19 protein-coding genes and 1 other RNA gene are annotated in these 18,882 nt (G+C 50.7%); 16 read left to right on the top strand and 4 right to left on the bottom strand.

The features are described 5' to 3' along the window. The first annotated feature begins 128 nt into the window (after positions 1–128). The 7 genes from ACTQ1O_RS02340 (at position 129) to smpB (ending at position 5,352) form a co-directional block, all read left to right on the top strand. Positions 129–848, top strand: coding sequence for an amino acid ABC transporter permease (locus tag ACTQ1O_RS02340; protein ID WP_441474827.1), 720 nt, complete (start codon positions 129–131; stop codon positions 846–848). Continuing rightward, positions 835–1,575, top strand: a complete 741-nt coding sequence (locus ACTQ1O_RS02335) for an amino acid ABC transporter ATP-binding protein (protein ID WP_441485931.1) — start codon at positions 835–837, stop codon at positions 1,573–1,575. The genes ACTQ1O_RS02340 and ACTQ1O_RS02335 overlap by 14 nt, the downstream gene beginning before the upstream one ends. 35 nt (positions 1,576–1,610) lie before the next feature. Continuing rightward, positions 1,611–1,748 (top strand): hypothetical protein, encoded by a 138-nt coding sequence (locus tag ACTQ1O_RS02330; protein ID WP_441485930.1) that lies wholly within the window; start codon positions 1,611–1,613, stop codon positions 1,746–1,748. Between the two features lie 90 nt (positions 1,749–1,838). After that, entirely contained in the window at positions 1,839–2,279 is a 441-nt protein-coding gene (dtd, locus tag ACTQ1O_RS02325) for a D-aminoacyl-tRNA deacylase (protein WP_441485929.1), read from the top strand. 135 nt (positions 2,280–2,414) lie between these two features. After that, complete coding sequence (gene secG, locus ACTQ1O_RS02320) at positions 2,415–2,660, top strand: preprotein translocase subunit SecG (RefSeq protein ID WP_441101192.1); 246 nt, start codon at positions 2,415–2,417, stop codon at positions 2,658–2,660. A gap of 105 nt (positions 2,661–2,765) precedes the next feature. Next, on the top strand, positions 2,766–4,922 hold the full coding sequence (gene rnr / locus ACTQ1O_RS02315) for a ribonuclease R (RefSeq protein WP_441485928.1): 2,157 nt from the start codon (positions 2,766–2,768) through the stop codon (positions 4,920–4,922). Continuing rightward, entirely contained in the window at positions 4,885–5,352 is a 468-nt protein-coding gene (gene smpB, locus ACTQ1O_RS02310) for an SsrA-binding protein SmpB (RefSeq protein WP_441101194.1), read from the top strand. Before rnr ends, smpB begins: the two co-directional genes overlap by 38 nt. Positions 5,353–5,488: 136 nt before the next feature. Here smpB and ACTQ1O_RS02305 read toward each other — a convergent pair whose 3' ends face one another. Then, on the bottom strand, positions 5,489–6,865 hold the full coding sequence (locus tag ACTQ1O_RS02305) for an MATE family efflux transporter (RefSeq protein ID WP_441485927.1): 1,377 nt from the start codon (positions 6,863–6,865) through the stop codon (positions 5,489–5,491). 325 nt (positions 6,866–7,190) lie between these two features. On the opposite strand from ACTQ1O_RS02305, the gene ssrA reads away from it, so the two are divergent. After that, positions 7,191–7,545: a transfer-messenger RNA gene (ssrA, locus tag ACTQ1O_RS02300) on the top strand. Positions 7,546–7,886: 341 nt separating this feature from the next. On the opposite strand, the gene ACTQ1O_RS02295 is transcribed toward ssrA, so the two are convergent. Both ACTQ1O_RS02295 and ACTQ1O_RS02290 read right to left on the bottom strand, forming a co-directional pair. Then, positions 7,887–8,213 (bottom strand): branched-chain amino acid transporter permease, encoded by a 327-nt coding sequence (locus tag ACTQ1O_RS02295; RefSeq protein ID WP_441486076.1) that lies wholly within the window; start codon positions 8,211–8,213, stop codon positions 7,887–7,889. Position 8,214: 1 nt separating this feature from the next. Next, positions 8,215–9,105, bottom strand: a complete 891-nt coding sequence (locus ACTQ1O_RS02290; protein WP_441485926.1) for an AzlC family ABC transporter permease — start codon at positions 9,103–9,105, stop codon at positions 8,215–8,217. Between the two features lie 332 nt (positions 9,106–9,437). On the opposite strand from ACTQ1O_RS02290, the gene ACTQ1O_RS02285 reads away from it, so the two are divergent. The 3 genes from ACTQ1O_RS02285 (at position 9,438) to ACTQ1O_RS02275 (ending at position 12,539) form a co-directional block, all read left to right on the top strand. Further along, complete coding sequence (locus ACTQ1O_RS02285; protein WP_441485925.1) at positions 9,438–10,154, top strand: glycosyltransferase family 2 protein; 717 nt, start codon at positions 9,438–9,440, stop codon at positions 10,152–10,154. 240 nt (positions 10,155–10,394) lie between these two features. Then, positions 10,395–11,078, top strand: coding sequence for a response regulator transcription factor (locus ACTQ1O_RS02280; protein ID WP_441101198.1), 684 nt, complete (start codon positions 10,395–10,397; stop codon positions 11,076–11,078). Then, a complete protein-coding gene (locus tag ACTQ1O_RS02275) occupies positions 11,079–12,539 on the top strand; it encodes an ATP-binding protein (protein WP_441101199.1) in 1,461 nt (486 codons plus the stop codon). Positions 12,540–12,682: 143 nt separating this feature from the next. Here the strand turns inward: ACTQ1O_RS02275 and ACTQ1O_RS02270 are convergent, their stop codons facing one another. Continuing rightward, positions 12,683–13,534 carry a biotin operon repressor gene (locus ACTQ1O_RS02270; protein WP_441485924.1) on the bottom strand — a complete coding sequence of 284 codons (852 nt, stop codon included), beginning with the start codon at positions 13,532–13,534 and terminating at the stop codon, positions 12,683–12,685. A gap of 425 nt (positions 13,535–13,959) precedes the next feature. Here ACTQ1O_RS02270 and ACTQ1O_RS02265 point away from each other — a divergent pair, with 425 nt between their 5' ends. The 5 genes from ACTQ1O_RS02265 (at position 13,960) to ACTQ1O_RS02245 (ending at position 18,717) form a co-directional block, all read left to right on the top strand. After that, positions 13,960–14,481 carry a CarD family transcriptional regulator gene (locus ACTQ1O_RS02265; RefSeq protein WP_441101201.1) on the top strand — a complete coding sequence of 174 codons (522 nt, stop codon included), beginning with the start codon at positions 13,960–13,962 and terminating at the stop codon, positions 14,479–14,481. Positions 14,482–14,872: 391 nt separating this feature from the next. Further along, positions 14,873–15,268, top strand: a complete 396-nt coding sequence (locus tag ACTQ1O_RS02260; RefSeq protein WP_441485923.1) for a cysteine-rich small domain-containing protein — start codon at positions 14,873–14,875, stop codon at positions 15,266–15,268. Between the two features lie 86 nt (positions 15,269–15,354). Next, positions 15,355–17,076, top strand: coding sequence for a spermidine synthase (locus tag ACTQ1O_RS02255; protein WP_441485922.1), 1,722 nt, complete (start codon positions 15,355–15,357; stop codon positions 17,074–17,076). Between the two features lie 14 nt (positions 17,077–17,090). Further along, complete coding sequence (locus ACTQ1O_RS02250; RefSeq protein ID WP_441486075.1) at positions 17,091–17,924, top strand: Cof-type HAD-IIB family hydrolase; 834 nt, start codon at positions 17,091–17,093, stop codon at positions 17,922–17,924. A 163-nt stretch (positions 17,925–18,087) separates the two neighbouring features. Next, positions 18,088–18,717, top strand: a complete 630-nt coding sequence (locus ACTQ1O_RS02245) for a DUF2284 domain-containing protein (RefSeq protein WP_441485921.1) — start codon at positions 18,088–18,090, stop codon at positions 18,715–18,717. Positions 18,718–18,882 lie beyond the last annotated feature (165 nt).

The following is an 18,882-nucleotide window of genomic DNA, read 5'->3' as shown; positions in this document are numbered from 1 at the left end:
CAGACGGGCTTACAGAATTGAATTATTGGCGGGATGGGCTTGCACCATCCCGTTTTTTTTAGTAATATATGAATAATTATGCATGTCTCTGTGTTGCATGATGAATTTCAAGTCGGGAGGAAAAAGCAGTGGCAGAATTTTGGGCCGGTGTGCGCGACAATTTCTATCAGAGCTTTGTGGCGGCTGACAGATGGAAACGTTATCTGGATGGATTGAGGGTTTCCTTTATTGTGACGCTTGGCGCGCTGGCGATCGGTATCGTACTCGGGATCCTGGTCGCGGTTGTGCGTACCATGCACGATCAGCAGAAAATCGGAAAGGTCAGCGGAGGACTGAAAGTCCTGAACATTATCTGTGAGGTATACACGACAGTGATTCGCGGAACCCCGATGATGGTTCAGCTTCTGATTATGGGATTTGTTATTTTTGCGGCGAGCCGGAACCTTGTGGGAGTTGCCATCCTTGCTCTTGGCATCAACTCGGGAGCCTATGTATCCGAGATCATCCGGAGCGGTATTATGTCCATCGATCCGGGGCAGATGGAAGCGGGACGGTCGCTGGGAATGGGCTATACCACGGTAATGAAGGACATCATCATCCCGCAGGCGGTCAAGAATATTCTTCCTGCGCTCGGCAATGAGCTGATCACACTGTTTAAGGATACATCCCTGGTAACGGTCATTGGACTTACGGATTTGACGAAGGTTGCGATGCAGATTCAGGCGAAGACCTATCAGGCCTTTATGCCCTTCATCGGAATTGCCATCATGTACCTGGTGGTTGTCATGATTCTCACCTGGCTTCTGGGAATCCTTGAGAGGAGGATGCGTAAAAGTGACAGACGCTAAAGCACTGATCCAGGTCGAGCACCTGGTCAAAAAATTCGGTGACAATACGGTTTTAAATGATATTTCGGATCATATCTCGGAGGGCGAGAAGGTCGTGATTATCGGTCCGTCCGGATCGGGAAAATCCACTTTTCTGCGATGCCTGAATCTTCTGGAGATTCCGACGTCCGGAAAAATTATCTTTGACGGAACGGACATCACGTCGGACAAGACGGATATCAACCAGATGCGTCAGCAGATGGGAATGGTATTCCAGCATTTTAATCTCTTTCCGAACAAAACCGTCAGGAGAAACATCACCCTCGCTCCGGTGCGTACGGGACGCATGAATCAGGCCGAGGCGGATGCCGAGGCAGAGAAGCTGCTTGAACGGGTCGGGCTTTTGGATAAGGCGGATGCCTATCCTTCCAGTCTGTCAGGCGGACAGAAGCAGCGAATTGCGATTGTGCGGGCTCTCGCCATGCACCCGAAGGTGATGCTTTTCGATGAGCCGACATCTGCTCTTGATCCGGAAATGGTAGGAGAGGTTCTGAATGTAATGAAGGAACTGGCAGATGACGGAATGACGATGGCAGTGGTTACGCATGAGATGGGCTTCGCCCGAGAGGTGGCGGATCGCGTCATGTTTGTGGCGGACGGCATCATCATGGAACAGGGAACCCCGGATGAGATCTTCAATCATCCGAAGGCGGGAAGGCTGCAGGAGTTTCTCTCGAAGGTTCTCTGAGAAGAATTGACCGACGGTGTGCTCATGATAAGTGCATGAGACAGAGACAGAAAATCGGGCGGATGGGCTTCCGGAGACAGCAGAGCGGCGGAACCGGCTTTATTTACGCGAACAGTGAGCCGCAGCCGAATGCGAAGTATTCGTGTGCAGCGAGCGCCGCGATAGCGAGATAAAACTCGCACAGCGTGTTTTATCTCATTCATTGAATGACGGAGACGCGCGGCACAGATGCATACTGAGGCGGAGAAACAGGGAGAAGACGCATGAAGTTTGTGGTACAGAGAGTTACAGAGGCAAGGGTTCAGGTGGACGGTAGAACAACCGGTGAGATCGGGAAGGGATTTCTGGTGCTGATCGGCGTCGGCGAGAGCGACACCGAGGAAATTGCCGACAGATATCTGAAGAAGCTGATCGGGCTGCGCATTTTTGAGGACAGTCAGGGCAAGACGAACCTTTCCCTTCAGGATGTCGGAGGAGAACTGCTTCTGGTATCCCAGTTCACCCTGCACGCGAACTGCAGAAAGGGAAACCGGCCGAGCTTCCTGGAAGCCGGAAATCCGGATAAGGCAAATGCGCTCTACGAATACATCATACGGAAGGCCAGAGAACAGGTACCGGTGGTTCAGACGGGTATTTTCGGCGCGGATATGAAGGTCTCGCTGGTGAATGACGGTCCGTTTACGATCATTCTGGAGGATCTGTAAAGAAAGAAGCTGCCGAAATGCGCGGAATTCATGAATCAGGCTGCGGAATTCATGAAATTAGCGGGTTGAATTTCCCAGATAGGTATGCTAGTATCATATTCGTGAGTTTTTGGGTTAGAAACAGGAGGGTTTGTTTTGGTTATTCTTCGCACTGTACTGACAGTTCTGTTTGCAATAGATTCCGTAGCGCTGATCATTGTCGTACTCATGCAGCAGGGCAAGGACAGAGGTCTTGGCGCGATCGCCGGTATGGCAACGACCTCTGATACGTACTGGAGCAAGAACAAGGGCCGTTCAAAGGAGGGCAATCTGATCCGTCTGACAAGGATCATGGCGATTGTCTTTGTCGGACTTGCGGTTGTTCTGAATATGAGCTTCTGATGAATATGACATGGTAGGGCTGTTGCAGATGATTGCAGCAGCCTTTCTTTGTTTTTGAGATGATGAGATCTGGCGGTTGAATTTATATATTTTAAAAGGGAAATGATGAAAAAATACAGAAACATAAAAAATTCCGAGGACAGAGGAAGAGAAAAAACATACAGCCGCCGCGCGGGCAGAAGACAGGCTGCAGGAAAGAAGGAGCGGAAGATACTTGCCGATCTGATCGGATCAAAGAATTACAAGCCGATGCGCGCGAAGGATATCGCGTTTCTTCTGGACGTACCGAAGGCAAAGATCAAGGATATGATGGAGGCGCTTGACACTCTGGTTCTGGAACATAAGATCCGGAAGGACAAGGAGGGACGCTATGAAATGGTCAGGCCCGGCGATCCGGCAGAAAAAATCGGATCCGGGGAGTCTGCTTTTCTTGCGGGCCATAGGGAGTCAGATTTCCGCCATAATGATCTTTCGGATGATGAGAGATCCGGTTCCCGCCGCGGCGATTTTACGGACGGTAAGAGTTCCGGTTTCCGCCGCGGCGATCTGGCCGGCCATAAGGGCGTTGATGCCCGTCATGGCGACCGGGAATCCCGCGGAAGGAGCCGCAGGGGTTCTGAGGCGGGCGGAAACTCGCGCAGCGAAAAGGTTATTACCGCGGAGATCCGGAAGGCTATCCGTAAGCTGGATCCGGATGATCCGGCGACAGCGCTCACGGAGGTGGTGCTGGAATATGGAGTTCCCGCTGAATTTCCGCAGAAGGTTCTGGAGCAGGCAGCCAGATTTCCCGCCTGCCCGGGTCCGGGGGACATCGCAGGCCGTCTCGATCTGAGGAGCCGGCAGATCATTACGATCGACGGAGATGATTCCCGGGATTTTGATGACGCGGTTTCGCTCGAGCGGGACGGGTCGGGGTATATCCTGGGTGTGCACATCGCGGATGTCACAAATTATGTGGCCGCAGGCAGTGCGCTGGACAAGGAAGCACTGAGGAGAGGAACCTCTGTCTATCTCGCGGACCGTGTGATTCCGATGTTGCCCGAAAAGCTTTCCAACGGGGTCTGCTCTCTGAATGAGGGCGAGGACAGACTTACGCTGTCCTGCATCGTGAAAATGGACAGGCAGGGAAATATCCGCGGCAGCAGGATTGCGGAAAGCGTGATCTGCAGCTCACATCGCATGACCTATTCCGAGGTAGACCGGATTTTTACAGAAAATCCGGCAGAGCTCAGGGAAAAATACGCGGATGTTCTTCCGATGCTTTTTGATATGCGTGACCTGGCGGCAAAACTTGAGCAGCAGCGCCACGGTCGCGGCATGATTGATTTCGAATTTCCGGAGACAAAAATCCGGCTCGACCGGATGGGACACCCGGTGGAGATCCGTCCGTCTTATCCGACAACTGCGACAAAGCTGATCGAACAGTTCATGCTGACCGCGAACGAGGTGGTCGCGAAAACGTATTTTGACAAGCAGGTGCCGTTTTTGTACCGGACGCACGAAAGCCCGGATGAGGATAAAATTGAGGATACGCTGAAGCTGGTGCGCTCCCTGGGGATCCCTGCGGAAAAGGCGGGACATCACATCACGCCTTCTGAAGTGCAGAAGATCATCAGCCGTGCAGAGGGGACGCCCCGGGAATCGCTCGTCAGCTCCATGCTTTTGAGATCCATGCAGCAGGCCAGATACACACCGGAAAACGGCGGCCATTTCGGTCTCGCTTCACCGTACTACTGCCATTTCACATCGCCGATCCGGCGATACCCGGACCTTCAGATCCACCGGATTATCAAGGATGATCTTCACGGGAATCTGACCGGAAGAAAACTGTCCTATTACAGCCGGATCATGCAGGATGTCGCTTGGAAATCCTCCGCGCTTGAGCGGCGGTCCGTTGAGGTAGAACGGGAGACCAATAAAATCGAGATGGCCAGATACATGGGCGGACATCTCGGAGAGGTGACGGAAGCACAGGTAACCGGTGTCACCGGATGGGGAATCTACGTACAGCGTCCGGACACAATTGAGGGGCTGGTGCATGTGTCAACGTTGAAGGGCGATTACTATATCTTCGATGAGAGCGCCATGACGCTGACCGGGAAAAACAGCGGAAGGATATTTGAAATCGGGCAGAAGCTCCGGGTAAAGGCGGTCAGGGCAGATGCAAGGCTCCGCCAGATAGATTTTGTCCTTGCGGAAGATGATGACGAGGGAGAGAACGGAAATGGCAAAGGAAAAGGGAACGAAGCTGATTGCGAATAACAAAAAAGCTTACCATGATTATTTCATCGATGAAAAGTATGAGTGCGGCATTGAGCTGCACGGCACAGAGGTAAAATCCTGCCGCATGGGAAAGTGCTCCATCAAGGAATCCTACGTAGGGATCAAGGACGGAGAGATTTTTATCTACGGAATGCACATCAGCCCCTATGAAAAGGGAAATATCTTCAACCGTGATCCGCTCCGCGTCAAGAAACTTCTCATGCACAAAAATGAGATTTTGAAACTTCAGCAGAAATCTGCCCAGAAGGGCTTCACGATTGTTCCGCTTCAGGTCTATTTCAGAAATTCCAGAATCAAGGTCGAGATCGGACTTGCGCGAGGCAAGAAGCTCTATGACAAGCGGGCGGATATCGCGAAGAAGGATATGCGCCGTGAGACGGAGCGCGAGTTCAAGATCCGTAATCTGTGACAGATCCGGACACATCAGATATTTTTCGGGAAAATTATAGGGGAACACCCCGGTCGCGGACGTAGCGCCAAGGTTGGCACTACGTCCGCGCGAAAAGGACACATCAGGATGAGCGGATTACAGGCGGGGCTGACGGTCAGGAAGATGTCTTTCGGATAATTGTCCGGAACATGAGAAGAACGTACAGGCCGGCGGTGATCCATGCTGCCTGATGGGTCCAGCAGATGGTTGTAAAACCAAGAATCCGGAGCGTCCCAAGCGCAAAAACCGTGCGGGCAATCATTTCGATGACGCCGGAAAAGATCGCCTTTCCGGGTTGTCCCATACCCTGAATCGCGGGACGAAAAACATTGACAGAGGTGACCAGCCAGAACGTGAATCCAACGGCTTTCAGAAACTGCGCGGTGATATCCAGAATCCGGGAGGAATCCGGGGATTCATTCAGAAAGAGCATCGCAATATCTCTTCCGGTTAAAGCCATGAGTGAACCAAAGATCACGCCATACAGCAGACCCATGAGGAAACCGTCGCGGACGCCCTTTCGGATGCGGTCATATTTTCCCGCGCCAAAGTTCTGTCCCACATAGGTGGCGATCGAAGAAGACAGAGCGACATACGGGCACATGACAAACTGCTCGATCCTGTCACCCGCCGTGTACCCGGCGACATAAAGACTGCCCAGACTGTTGTTGCAGGCCTGCATGACCATGCTTCCGATGGCGGTGATGGAAAACTGCAGTCCCATCGGAAGTCCCATGACAAGCAGATTTCTGGCGTATCTTCCGCTCCATACCCGATCCTGCTTCTGGGGGTGCAGCAGCTTCATACTGCGCGCAATGTACAGAAGACACATCAGGCCGCTGAGTGCCTGACTGGTGATGGTTGCGGCAGCAGCTCCGGCAACGCCCCATTTCAGAACAGCTACGCAGAACAGATCCAGAAAGATATTCAGCGATGCGGCAATGGCAAGAAACAGAAACGGTTCCCGGCTGTTCCCTACTGCGCGGAGAAGCGATGCCTGCATATTATAGAAGAATGTAAAAGGCAGGCCGAGAAAAATGATGAGCAGATACTGATCGGCGTCACGGCGGATGCCTTCCGGTGTGTGCAGAACCTGGATGATCTGCGGGCACATAATGGCTGTAACTGTCGTAAGTACAGCGGCACAGAGAATGGTAAGGATCACGGTGTGGTAGATATAGCGGCGCATTTCCTGCATTTTGCGGGCACCAAAACGCTGGGCAACCGGTATGGCGAACCCGTCACAGGCACCGCTGCAGAACCCGATCACCATAAACTGGACGCTGGAGGAGGCGCCGACTGCCGCCAGAGCGTTCGCGCCGAGAAGCCTCCCGACGATGATAGAGTCAACCATATTGTAGGTCTGCTGTACAAGCTGTCCCAACAGGACCGGAATCATAAAACGCAGGATGAGCCGGAATGGACTTCCCTCTGTCATGCGGCGGATTCCCCCGGAAAGCCTTGTATTGGTATCTGACATGATTTTTGACATGATTGTTGTTCCCTTCCATAGCCACTGACAGCTTATTATTGAAACACATGGATCAGTCCCATGCATATGTTAAAACGCATAGATCAGCTATTGTAATATTGCAAATGAAAAGGTCTGATCGTGCGCCGCTGATGATTCTATCATGCATAGCCGTGCTGTCAAGATACCTTATACTATTTGCAATTGAGAAAACGCTGTCAAAGCCAGGCGGACCCGTTGACATCGGCAATAAGCTGTGGTATCTTAAAGGATACTGAATCATATACCAGAGGGACGCTTTCCGTGTCGTAAGGCGGTTCCGTTATTAGCTGTATGATTATTATACGGGCTAGTACTGGTTTCGACGGGGATTTTGAAGTTCGGGAAGCCATCCGTGGAAGCCGTGACCACGTAAAAACATGACAATTAAATTTAAACGCTGATAACGATAGTTACGCGCTTGCTGCTTAATTAAAGCAGCTGTCGGGCAGGGAGGTTCCCGTGCCTTTCTGTTCCGGCATTATCCAAGACGGGGAACTGTCATGCCAAAGCTTTGAGGTATGGCGGATTTTATGAAGCTACTGAAACCGTAAGCCTGTCAGGCGGCATACGGCAGAGGGAATGTCAATAGACTGACTGTGATGGAAGAAGCCGGACAGAGAGGTTTTCGGACGCGGGTTCGATTCCCGCCTGGTCCACTTGAAAAAATCCCGGAGATCCTTTAATTACAAGGACTTCCGGGATTTTTTGTTTCTGTTTGTTTGCAAATTGTTAGATCATTATGGGCTTTATTCTTTCGTCTGCTCCATACGAAAGAGCCTCACATACTCTTTCTTTAAGAAGAGCTTCGCATTTTCTTTATAGAATTTGCGGAGCTGTTTTTTTACGCGAACAGTGAGCCGCAGCCGAATGCGAAGTATTCGTGTGCGGCGAGCGTCGCGATAGCGAGATAAAACTCGCGCAGCGTGTTTTATCTCGCTTACCTGTGTTCATTTCATGACGCGCTGTCTGCGGCCATTTTATTATGCTGTCAGAATCACTGTCAGAAAACAAAATGTACCAGGAGCATGTAGCAGATGGTTCCGCCTGCCATGGGGAGAATCATCCCTTTCTTCCAGACAAAGAGCGCTATGACTACAGCGATGGATATAAGCTCCGGGAGCCCATGGTGCGCGCCGGCGAAATTCACATTCCGCAGGCAGTAGATGACCAGAAGGCCGAAGACGGCAGGTGCCAGCACCTTGCCGAGGTAGTTGATGACCCGGGGGATTTTTTTTCCTTCCGGGAACAGGATATATGGAAGAAACCGGGTCAGGACGGTGCCGAGAACGGCAACTCCGATGGTTATGAACTGCTGGTATAGCGGCATTTCAGTCATGGCGTTCCTCCTTCGTGTCTATGCTTGTCTTTGAGGTGACTACGCCTGTCTTTGATATGTTCGTGCTTGTACCTGATGTTTCTATACTTGTCTTTGATGTGTCTGTACTTGTGTCTGATGTGTCTGTATGTGTCTCTGGCTCTTGCAGTTCATCGGGAGCACCGGACGGATCCAGAAATCTGCGGAAGCTCATGAGAAGTGCCAGTATGAGCATCATGGCGGGGATGATGAAATGATCTGCGCCAAAGATGATCAGGGACACCACGGAACCGAGGATGCCGATCAGCTCGGGAATATGATCCTTTATCAGGGTTTTCATACGCGTGCCGTCCTTCATCCACTGATTCATCAGAATCACAACAAACATGGCAGTCATGACAAAATCAAGACCTTCGACATCAAAGGTAATGAGACCTCCCAGAAGGCCTCCCAGAGTCGTCCCAAGTGTCCAGTACATCTGATCCAGAAATGAAATCCAGAAACAGAAGCTGCCGCGGTCTATGCCTTCCGGAACAGGAGTGGTATAGATGACGGAAAAGGTCTCATCGCTGGTGGTGTAAATGAGATAAAACTTTTTCCAGCCGACGTTCCGGTAAGTTCTGAGAAGGGAGATTCCGTAGAACAGGTGGCGGGCACCGACCATGATTGCCGTGACAAAGACGGACAGGGGATGGAAAGCAGACAGAAGCATGGAGACCAGAAGGAACTCCATAGACCCGGTATAGACAATCAGCGCCGTCAAAGTCGGATACCACCAGGGAAAGCCAGATGTCCGCATGAGAATGCCGTAGGTGATCCCGAGAAAGATATAGCCCGCCATCACCGGTATGGTATGGGGAAAGGCGTAACGGAAAGCACTGTGAGAATTTTTGATGTCGTTCATAAGGACTGCTCCGAAAACAAGAAGAAGGTAATGAATGAAAGGTAAATACCGGACAAAACAAAGAACAACAGCGGTCCGGGCTCTGTCCGCGCCACGGAATACTTAAAGCAGGCTGGTGTTGGACAGCCATGCTTTTCTCGTAATTCGCGTAATTCAGTATACAGGATTCCATAAAAAATGCAAACGATCGGATCCGTGGCAATGGGGCGGTATTCCTGCCCGTGGGAAGATTCGGGTATTGATCGGACCGGCAGATTCCGTTAAGCTTAATGCGATGAATACTGCGGGCAGAAACCCTGCAGGATGGGCTGCAGCCAAAGGGGAGAAAGAAGATGGGTGACATACTTTTTATTGTTGTGCCGGCGTACAATGAGTCAGAAAATATCAGGCAGCTGGTGAGCGACTGGTATCCGGTCGTAGAAAGACACAGCGCGGGGCAAAAATCACGGCTGGTGATCGTAAATGACGGGAGCCGGGACGATACCTATGAGATTCTGCAGGAACTTGCCGTGGAGCGGCCTCTCCTGCAGCCGTTGACGAAGCCGAACGGAGGACATGGATCGGCCGTTTTATTTGCTTACAGGTACGCGGTTGATCAGAGAGCGGATTATATTTTTCAGACAGATTCAGACGGGCAGACAGATCCTGCGGAATTCGAGGCGTTCTGGGAGCAGCGGGAATTCTTCGATGCCATCTTCGGGAACCGCACAAAGCGCGGAGACGGGCAGAACCGGGCATTTGTCGAGAAGGTGCTCTGCCTGATTCTGAAGCATTATTTCAGGGTGTCTGTTCCGGATTCAAACGCGCCGTTCCGACTGATGACAAGAGCTTATCTGGAGGAATTTCTTCCGCTGATGCCCGAGAACTACAATCTTCCGAATGTCATGCTGACGACCTTTGGCGTCCGCTTTCACAAAAGGGTGAAGTTCATTCCGATTACATTCGGACCGCGTCAGGGAGGAAAGAATTCCATGAACGTAAAGAAAATTGTGAAGATCGGATGGCAGGCGCGGAAAGACTTCAGAATGTTCCGGAAGTATACAGGCTGAAGCCCAATGATCATTTGCCCCGCGACTCATCACATTTTTTACACAATGTTTCTCTATAATTAAAATCGTATAGGTTCGATGAGTATATAACAGCCGATCAGAAGCTGGTGTTTGTTTGAAAAAGAATGACATGCATTGCAGGCGCCGTTTGTGTTACATTTGATCATAACAGGCGGAAGGATACGCAGCATTGCATGAGAATGACATCCCTGAATTATATCAGGTAAGGAGAGATGCGATATGGATAAACTGAAGGTAATGGTAGTTGATGATGAAGCAAGGATGAGAAAGCTGGTCAGAGATTTCCTTGTAAAAGATAATTTTAATGTCATTGAGGCTGCAGACGGTGAAGAGGCTCTGAGCAAATTTTATGAGGATAAGGATATTGCGCTGATCCTGCTGGATGTCATGATGCCGAAGATGGACGGATGGCAGGTCTGCCGCGAGATCAGGAAGGAATCAAAGGTTCCGATTATCATGCTGACAGCGAGAGGCGACGAGAGAGACGAGCTTCTGGGCTTTGATCTGGGGGTTGACGAGTATATCTCCAAGCCCTTCAGCCCGAAGATTCTGGTGGCGAGAGTCGAGGCGATCCTCCGCAGGACGAATAAGATGAACCAGAACGATATTCTGGAGGCGGGCGGAATCGAGATCAACAAATCCGCTCACCAGGCGTCTGTGAACGGACAGCCCATCGAGCTGAGTTTCAAGGAATTTGAGCTGCTCACATACTTTCTCGAGAATCAGGGAATTGCGTTGTCCCGGGAGAAGATTCTGAACAATGTGTGGAACTATGATTATTTCGGCGACGCGCGGACGATTGATACGCATGTGAAGAAGCTGAGGAGCAAGATGGGGAGCAAGGGCAACTACATCAAGACCATCTGGGGAATGGGATACAAGTTTGAAGTGGATAACGAATAAATGAAGAAATCACTTAGGAAGAGGATCGCCCTGACTTTTATTCTGATCATGGCTATGTTTATAGCAATGATCGGTGTGTTCGAGTATTTTTTTGTTGACGGCTATTATATGCGCGTCAAGATGAATAAGCTGGTGGACAGCTACAACATGGCGAATGAGGCGGACAGCGACACCATGCCGGAATCCTTTAATAAATTTGCCAATATCAACAATCTGACGTACGGAATCACCGACGCGAATATTTCGCGTGTTCTGGATACCAATTCAAGGAATTCCTCGACCATGTCGGGACGCCTTTTCGGCGTGATCATGGGGAAGGAAGAGGGGAATTACGCGAAGGTAAAGGAGACGGAGAAGTATTCGGTCATCCGGATTCAGGACCGTTTTGCCGGCATTGAGTATCTGGAGCTGTATGGAACGCTGGAAAACGGCGACTATTATCTGGTGCTGACTCCGGCGCAGAGCATCGCCGAGGCCGCGCAGATCTCTGTCCGCTATTATCTGTACCTTGGCTTCCTGGCAATCGTCATCGGTGCGATCAGCATCTGGTTTGTCACAAAGCGGATTGTAGAGCCGATCCTGGAGCTGAACAGCCTGTCCAAGCGAATGGCGGATCTTGATTTTGACGCACATTATACCAGCGGCGGAGAAGATGAGATCGGAGAGCTGGGGAAAAACTTCAACGTGATGTCGGATAAACTCGAGACGGCGGTCAGCGATCTGAAGAGCGCAAATGCCAGACTGGAGAGAGATATCGCGGAAAAAATTCAGATCGATGAGATGCGGAAGGAATTCCTGGGAAATGTGTCCCATGAACTGAAGACGCCGATCGCGCTGATTCAGGGATATGCGGAAGGACTGAAGGATAATGTCAATGACGATCCGGAGAGCCGGGATTTCTACTGCGATGTCATCATCGACGAATCCAAGAAGATGAACCATATGGTGCGCCAGCTTCTGACACTGAACCAGCTGGAGAACGGCAATGACCAGCTCAGCATGGAGCGGTTTGAACTCGTCGAGCTGATCAACGGTGCAGTGGCGCATGAGAAGCTGATGATCGAGCAGAAGAAGGCGCGGATTATCCTGAACGCGAAGGCTCCGATTTACGTCTGGGGTGATGAGTTCAAGATCGAGGAAGTGATTACCAACTATCTGACCAACGCGCTGAATCATCTGGAGGGTGACGACAGAATAGAAATCACCTGCACCGAGAAAGACGGGATCGTTACAACCACGGTGTTCAACAGCGGGAAGCCGATACCTGAGGAGTCGCTCGACAAAATTTGGGAGAAGTTCTATAAGGTGGATAAGGCAAGAACCAGAGCCTACGGCGGCAGCGGAATAGGTCTGTCCATCGTGAAGGCGATCATGGATGCGCATCAGCAGAAATGCTGGGCCACCAACTACAAGAATGGCGTGGCCTTCTCCTTCACACTGGAAAGCAAAGTTGAGATTTGAAGAAAAACATCGCCGCATCGTTCTCAGGAACGGTGCGGCTTTAATTTACGCGAACAGTGAGCCGCAGCCGAATGCGAAGTATTCGTGTGCGGCGAGCGTCGCGATAGCGAGATAAAACTCGCGCAGCGTGTTTTATCTCGCTATTATTCCGGATTGCCCTCTTCGCTCAGGTGGTATTCCTTGTATTTCTGCAGAAAACCATCCGGGTGTTCGAAATCCGTGTGCATCAGCCTTGCGGTGATGTTTGCGGCCAGCTGACTGCGCGTACAGCCGCCTCCGATCGAGGCATACTGCACCGGCGTTTTTTCCGGGAAAATCGAGGTTGTAAGGTTTAGACCGATGCCGATGCATACCTCCTGAAGTTTTCCGGATTCCAGATCAGTGCTGGTTGCTTCACAGAGGATCCCGCCTATCTTGTGAGATCCGTCATAGAGATCATTTACCTTGCGGATCTGAAGAGACCGGCCGGTCAGTTCCCTCACGGCTTCGACAGCCGCGACAGCGGCGGCACGGCTTACCAGCTGAAACTTCGTCAGAATGAGGTTCAAAGGGAGAAGAAGCGTCATGTAGAGCCCGGTAGAAGCCGGAGAGTAGAAGCCGGATCCGTTGTGTCCGCGTCCCTGTGTCTGCCGTTCACCGATGATAAGGGCGGTGCCTGAAAAGCCATCTGTGATCATGCGCTGCGCCTCCAGATTCGTGGAATCGATTTCCCGGAAGAGACAGATCCTGATACGGCAGGAACCATCAGCAAAAAACATGTCATCCGGAAGCTCGGAACGGATGCTGTCCTCGGAAACAATGTCAGAGGATTCCCTCAGATAATAGCCTCTCTTCCGGTCAGAGAGGAGGGGGTATCCTTCGCTTTTTAATGAATTGACGGCCTTCCAGATGGCATTTCTGGAGACACCATACCGGTCCGCCAGGTCCTGGCCTGAAATCGGATTTCCTATATTCTGCTGCAACTCTCTCAGAATCTGTTCTTTTACTTTTACCATTGTGCACTCCTCGCCGGTTCCTATTATACCACAGTAAATGCCCGTACGATAAGTTGTGTCACAAACTGTATAAGCTACGGATTGCTCCGTGCTTTGCGCTCCCGCAATCCTACAGGTATTCGCGTTTTCGCCGTGTTTCACACGGCTTCACGCTCATACCTGTTGCCTTCGAAATCGCATACAGTCTCTTACACACGTTTCGCGCGTGACGATCCTGTCTGCGTTTTCGAAGAGCTTATACAGTAAGTCGTGTCACAAACTGTATAAGCTACGGATTGCTCCGTGCTTCACACTCTTGCAATCCTGCAGTAACTCACCATGGAAAAATTTTTGGATTTTTGCTATAATATATTCATAATTGATGACGAATGGGTGAATTTTTTTCAGCAGCTAAAGGTAAAGCACATATAGAAAAGAGGCAAAAAATGTATCAGAAAGGTGACTATGTAGTTTATGGATCAAATGGACCATGCCTCGTAATGGATGTGACTCGGCTACACATGCCGGGCTGTGACAGAAAACGTAAGTATTACGTTTTACGACCGGTTAATTCAGACAAGAGTACGATTTATTCCCCGGTAGACAATGATAAGGTGGCGATGCGTGAAATACTGGATCGCCAGTCCGCGGAGGCAATCATCGATGAAATCCCCGATATCGAATTCCTCGAGGTTGAGAGTGAAAAGTTCCGCGAAGAACAGTACAAGGATATTATCCGCAACAACAATGTCAGGGACTGTATCAGCATGATCAAGACATTGTTTGTAAAGCGGAAGAAGAGACTGGAGCAGGGCAGGAAATTCACGACGGTGGATGAGAAGTATCTCAGAGAAGCAGAAGCGATTGTCTGCAGTGAATTTTCCATTGCTCTGGGGAAGGACGCGGATGCGGTCGATCAGCTTCTCCGAAACAGATTCAAGCTTGTGAAGGAGAAGCCGAAGGCATAGGCGCGGGTCTTGCATCAGAATTGGATGAGTCACGGCGGTTGCTGACAGAATGAGATACTGAACAAGATATACAATGTGATAAAGAACAAGATACGGAATGAGATACTGAACAGAAGCCTGGGGACGGCCGGTTGCCGATTACCCTGCGGCTTCTTTTTTGTATGAGCTTTCGTAGTTGTGCTCTGGGGCTGTGTTCTATTGCTGAATTTCAGGGCGGTGTTCCACGGATGTGTTCTGTGGTTGTGCCTCCTGCACGGTTCGTGGCTGATCTGCTTTACATTTTTCCAGAGCTGGAATATCATGAAAAAGAACTCTGTATGCAGTCCGCAGGCGGATTATCACTGAGAAGAAGGCGGATATATACAGGAGAAGATCAAGGAGAAATGCTTAAATGAAAAATTCCTATCGCTTTTTTGAAAATCGGGATTGCCAGTACTTTCCGTGTCATAAGGGGCTTGAGAACTTCAACTGCATGTTCTGCTACTGTCCCTTCTATCTCAGTGAGAAATGTCCGGGGAATCCTGCCTTTGTCAGCCGCGGGAACAATGAAATCATCAAGGACTGCACCGACTGCAATTTCCCGCACCGTCCGGAGAGCTACGATGTAATCATCCGGTGGATCATGCATGAGAATAAGCACCGGACATTCAGTGAGGAGATCAGAAAAAAAACCGTTCTTTCAAGAAAGGCGGATGCATCAGCAACAGACACGTCAGGAGCAGATGCATCAAGAGCGGATACATCAAGAGCAGATACACCCGGACAAGAACACTCGAAGGGATGCTGAGATACTTGTTCACGCCGCAGGCGGATTTCTGTAAAATTTTCAGATGAAATAAATACAGATGATTCAGATATGGAAAACAGATCGACATGAAAGAAAGAAAAATCCTCAAGAACAAAGCATATCTTTACCTGACAGAATTTTTCGCGGGCATGGCTGTCATGGCCGTGGAGCTTGGAGCTAGCCGTCTTCTGGCTCCTTATTTTTCGTCCTCACAGATCGTCTGGACCATCATCATTTCCACGATCATGATCGCGATGGCTCTGGGAAATATCTACGGGGGCAGAAGCGCGGACAAAAATCCGGATCCTGACAGGCTTTATCGCCGGCTGCTGATCGCTGCGGTATGGACGGCAGCCATACCGGTGCTTGGCAAATACATTATTCTTCTGATCACAGGTATTCTGATTGTCACCATCAACAGCAATCTTTTGATTGCTGCGGGCTTTCTCGCGTGTATGGTCATTTTCGTATTTCCCTGCTTTCTGCTCGGTACTGTGACGCCGTCTCTTACCAAATATGCGGTCCGGAGTCTGGATGACAGCGGAAGCACCGTGGGAAGGCTCGGCGCCGCGAATACCGTGGGCAGCATCATCGGCACCTTCACGCCGACCTTCATCACAATTCCGACGGTCGGAACCTCGGTGACATTCCTGATTTTCTCGGGTATTCTTCTGGCGCTTGCCATGATTTATTTTATCAGCGCCCACACCGGAAAATGCCGCTGCCTGGTATCGGTGATCCTGTTTGTTTTGTGCAGCGTCTTCGGCCATTCCGGACATTTTGCGTTTTGGAACAATTCTCTGGCTTACGAAGGCGAATCCATCTACAACTATCTGCAGGTTCAGGAGGACAAGGATACCGTAATCCTCTCAACCAATGTCCTTTTCGGCATTCAGTCGATCAGCAGAAAGGACGGCTCGCTGACAGGAATGTATTACGATTATGCAATGGCTGCGCCTGTGATGGCAGGATTCGTGCCGGATGAAGAGGTGAGTGAGGCTTCCGGTAAGGAGAGCGGGTCAGGTGATGATTCGGCAGCAGACGTGGATGCGGGAGCACAGGCAAAATCGGATGCGGGAGACCGGGAAGAATCGCGTGCGGACGATGCCTGTGACATTCTGATTCTTGGAAACGGATCAGGAACGTACGCAAAGGAGTGCGCAAATCACTTCCCGGATGCGAAGATTCAGGGAGTGGAGATCGATCAGAAAATCACGGATCTTGCCGGCAGGTATTTTGACATGCCGGATTCCGTAAAGGTCGCTGCCTACGACGGGCGGGCGTATCTGGAGGCGGACCGGCACACCTATGATGTAATCATGGTGGACGCCTACCAGGATATTTCGGTGCCTTTTCAGATGTCCTCCGTGGAATTTTTCAACATGGTAAGGGAGCATCTGAAACCGAACGGAGTCATGGTAGTGAACATGAATATGCGCGCATCGGGCGAAAAATCCATCAACAGCTATCTCTCTGGCACAATCTCCGCAGTATTTCCTTCAGTCTATACGGTCGATGTGAAGGGATACACAAACCGTGAGCTTTTTGCACTCAATGAGGATCTGGATGCGGATACCCTCAATGATCGTCTGGACAGGATCGGAGATCCGGATCTGAAGGCGCTGCTGAAAAAGGTTTGCGAAAATCTCAGACAATACCGGAGGGGAGACCTTCTGCTCACCGACGATAAGGCACCGGTGGAGCTCCTGAGCATGCGTGCAATCGATCAGATTATCAATGATGAGCTTGCGTACTATAAAAAACTCTTCAGAGAAAAGGGTATTCAGGGGGTACTGAATGAGCTCTGAGAATATAAGGATTGGTGAAAAAGTTGGACAAGAAAATGGTGTTTCTGGACATTGACGGAACGCTTACAAATTTCCGGGGAGAGCTTCCGGAATCGGCGGAATATGCCCTCCGGGAGGCAGCAGAGCGTGGACATGATATGGTGATCTGCTCGGGAAGGACATACGCGCAGATTTACGCGTGGATCCGGGAGGGAGATCTGTTTCAAGGTATTGTCAGCGGTGCGGGAACCGTGGTACGCAGCCGGGGAGAGATCGTTTTCCGCAGATATGTGGAACATGAGAAAACAAGCATGCTTCTGGACTATCTGGATGAGATCGGAAGTCTTTATTTTCTCCAGGGAGATTCCGGGATTTACTGTCCGCGGGACAGAAGGGAAGAGGTCCTGCAGCTGTTCGGCGGAACGGAGGAGACCCTGGAAGAAAAATCAAGGCTGCTCGGCAGAATTACCTTTACCGATGCGCCGAAGGATAGCCCCGAGGTGAATAAATTCGTTTTCTACGGTGCGGGTCGGTCGATCCGGCAGATGCAGGAGGACCTCGGCAAATATTTCACTGTTGTGGAGACGAGCTTCAAGCTCGGAGATACGGTGGACGGCGAAATTACGATGAACGGATATGATAAGGCCTTCGGCATGCAGCGGTATCTTGACGCGAACGGAGGCCGGAGAGAAGATACCATCGCCTTCGGTGACGGACCGAACGATTTTGAGATGCTGGATTATGCGCAGGTGGGAGTGGCGATGGGAAACGCTCTGCCTGCGCTAAAAAAGACGGCGGATCTCGTCACAGATCCGGTAGATGAAGACGGACTGATGCATGCCTTTCAGAAACTGGGGCTTATCTTATGAGGCTGAGAGCAGCATGGCTGATCTTATGATGAAAGCGTAAAGGGCACCGGGACGGGTTATATGATGGAAATGTAAAGGGCGCTGGGATTGATTGTATAAGAAGTTGAGAGCATCGGGTGCGATCTGGTGATGCCTGTTATGTGATTGATGCGAGGAGGTAATTATGATGGAGTGCAGCGGACAGGAAAAAAGAGAATTTGTTCAGGAAAACTGCAAAGCGGATAGTATAAGAGATACTCTTCAGAGGGAAGTGCTGAAGATGGCAGAGGATGCCGGATTTTCGCACATGGCGCTGGCGGACAGAGCAACCTGGCATACCATGAAGGAAGTGCGTGACATGTGCGCGGCGGATAAATGCAATGCATATGGACATAGCTGGACCTGCCCGCCTGCCTGCGGGACGATTGAAGAGTGTCAGGCAAGGATGATGGAGTATGATTGGGGCGTTCTGGTTCAGACAACACAGATGCTGGAAGATTCCATGGATTATGAGGGTATGATGGAGGGAGAGAAGACCCAGAAGGAACGTTTCTCGGATTTTCTTCAGAGGCTGAGAGAGAAGAATGTTGACGTGCTGGCGCTGTCGAGCGGAGGATGCAGAATCTGCCGCAAATGTTCGTATCCGGATTCTCCGTGCCGCTTCCCGGAGAAGGCGCATTCATCCATGGAGGCCTATGGCCTTCTGGTGAGCCAGGTCTGTAAGGACAACGACCTTGGTTATTACTACGGGAAGGATACGGTAACCTACACGGGGCTGATGCTGGTGAAGGAGCATTCGGGTTCTGCGCAGTAACCGGGCTCTCCCGGGCAAACAGTACGGCAGCAAGGTGGCTAATCCCATAATCCTGTACAGAGGCGGTGTCTTTACGACGAAGAATATTTACGAGTAAGTCGTCAAAGAGGACTTTCTGTATACGATCTCCGGCAAAGGATGATCATCATGCCCGCAGCGGCACGT

It is taken from the genome of Bilifractor sp. LCP21S3_A7 (assembly GCF_052118825.1).
Classification (GTDB): Bacteria; Bacillota; Clostridia; order Lachnospirales; family Lachnospiraceae; genus Bilifractor.
The sequence above is the reverse complement of the archived record's forward strand: the minus strand, read 5'-3'. Positions and strand labels throughout refer to the sequence as shown.